The sequence below is a fragment of the Ramlibacter sp. genome (assembly GCF_035554825.1).
Lineage (GTDB): Bacteria > Pseudomonadota > Gammaproteobacteria > Burkholderiales > Burkholderiaceae_C > Ramlibacter.
Genome location: NZ_DATMHS010000019.1, coordinates 1 through 1,849, shown reverse-complemented (window position 1 = coordinate 1,849; position 1,849 = coordinate 1). Strand labels below are relative to the sequence as shown.

2 protein-coding genes are annotated in these 1,849 nt (G+C 72.7%); both read left to right on the top strand.

Annotation, left to right across the window (positions count from 1 at the left end; genetic code table 11):
* Positions 1-59: 59 nt before the first annotated feature.
* Positions 60-1,058 carry an ABC transporter ATP-binding protein gene (locus VNT59_RS01690; RefSeq protein ID WP_325495995.1) on the top strand — a complete coding sequence of 333 codons (999 nt, stop codon included), beginning with the start codon at positions 60-62 and terminating at the stop codon, positions 1,056-1,058.
* The coding region (locus VNT59_RS01685) for an ATP-binding cassette domain-containing protein (RefSeq protein ID WP_325495993.1) at positions 1,055-1,849 on the top strand (795 nt) is incomplete at its 3' end. The genes VNT59_RS01690 and VNT59_RS01685, both read left to right, overlap by 4 nt.

Below are 1,849 nucleotides of genomic sequence, written 5' to 3'. Positions count from 1 at the left end.
GCTCGGCGACGGCCTGCGCGACCTGTTCGATCCGCGGCTGGCGCGCAAGCGCTGATCCGATGGCACTGCTCGAAGTCGACCACCTGCACGTGCGGCTGCACACCCACCGCGGCCCCGCCTACGCCGTGCGCGACGTCAGCTTCTCGCTGGAGCGCGGCGCGACGCTGGGGCTGGTCGGCGAGTCCGGCTGCGGCAAGACGATCACCGTGATGGCGCTGCTGGGCCTGCTGCCCGAGAACGCCGAGGTCACGGGCAGCATCCGCTTCGAGGGACAGGAGCTGATCGGCCGCAGCGATCGCGAGCTGTGCCGCATCCGCGGCGACCGCATCGGCATGATCTTCCAGGAGCCGATGACGGCGCTCAACCCGGTCCACACCATCGGCCGCCAGGTCGGCGAGCCGCTGCGCCTGCACCGCGGCCTGTCCGCTTCCGCCGCGCGCACCGAGGCCATCGCGCTGCTCGACCGCGTCGGCATCCCGGATGCGGCGCGCCGCATCGATGCCTACCCGCATCAGTTTTCGGGCGGCCAGCGCCAGCGCATCACGATCGCGATGGCGCTCGCCTGCGGCCCCGACCTGCTGATCGCCGACGAACCGACGACCGCCCTGGACGTGACGATCCAGCGCCAGATCCTGGACCTGATCCGCGAGCTGGTGGCCGAGCGCGGCATGGCCCTGATGCTGATCTCGCACGACCTCGGCGTGATCGCCCAGAACGTGCAGCGCATGCTGGTGATGTACGGCGGCAGCGTCGTCGAAAGCGGCCCGACCGACGCCGTGTTCGCGCACCGCATGCATCCCTATTCGCTCGGCCTCTTCGCGGCGCGGCCGGCCCTCGGCGCGGCCAGGGGCCGGCGCCTGGCCACCATCGCCGGCGCCGTGCCCGAGCTGGTGGACCTGCCGCCGGGCTGTCCGTTCGCCGGGCGCTGCGGCTTCACGATCGCCGAGTGCCACGTCACGCCGCCGCCACCGGTGCCGATCGCGCCCGGGCACCAGGCGCGCTGCCTTCGCCTCGATGCCGTCGCGGCGGCACGGTCGCGGCAGGAAGCGCCGGCATGACGGCGCCGCTGCTGCAGGTGGAACACCTGGTGCGGCACTACCTGCTGCCGCGCGAACAGCTGTTCGCGCCGCATCCGACGGTGCACGCCCTGAACGACGTGAGCTTCACGATCGAGGCGGGACGCAGCCTGGGCATCGTGGGCGAGTCGGGCTCGGGCAAGTCGACGCTGGCGCGGCTGGTGATGGCGCTGGACCGTCCGACGGCCGGCCGGGTGAGGCTGCTCGGGCGCGACCTGCACGCGCTGCCGCGCGAAGCGCTGCGGCAGGCGCGGCGCGACATCCAGATGGTGTTCCAGGATCCGTACGGCTCGCTCGATCCGCGCCAGACCATCGAGCGCATCGTCACCGAGCCGCTGGCCGCCCAAGGCGCCACGGCGCGGCCCGAGCAGCAGCGGCGCGCGGCCGAGGTGCTGGAGGCCGTCGGCCTGCGCGCCAACGACCTGGGCAAGTACCCGCACGAGTTCTCCGGCGGCCAGCGCCAGCGCATCGCGATCGCGCGGGCGCTGATCACGCGGCCGCGCCTGATCGTCGCGGACGAACCGGTGAGCGCGCTCGACGTGTCGGTCCAGGCGCAGGTGCTCAACCTGATGCAGGACCTGCAGGCCGAACACGGCATCACCTACATGCTGATCAGCCACGATCTCGCCGTGGTGCATCACCTGTGCGACGACGTGTGCGTGCTGTGGCAGGGCCGGATCGTCGAACAGGGCCCGCCCGAGCAGCTGTTCCGCGCGGCCCGGCATCCCTACACCCGCGCCCTGCTCGACGCCGTGCCGAAAGCCGAGCCGCCG

Coding starts and splice junctions, on each gene's coding strand:
- VNT59_RS01690 (WP_325495995.1), top strand. CDS start 60: ATGGCACTGCTCGAAGTCGACCACCTGCACGTGCGGCTGCACACCCAC.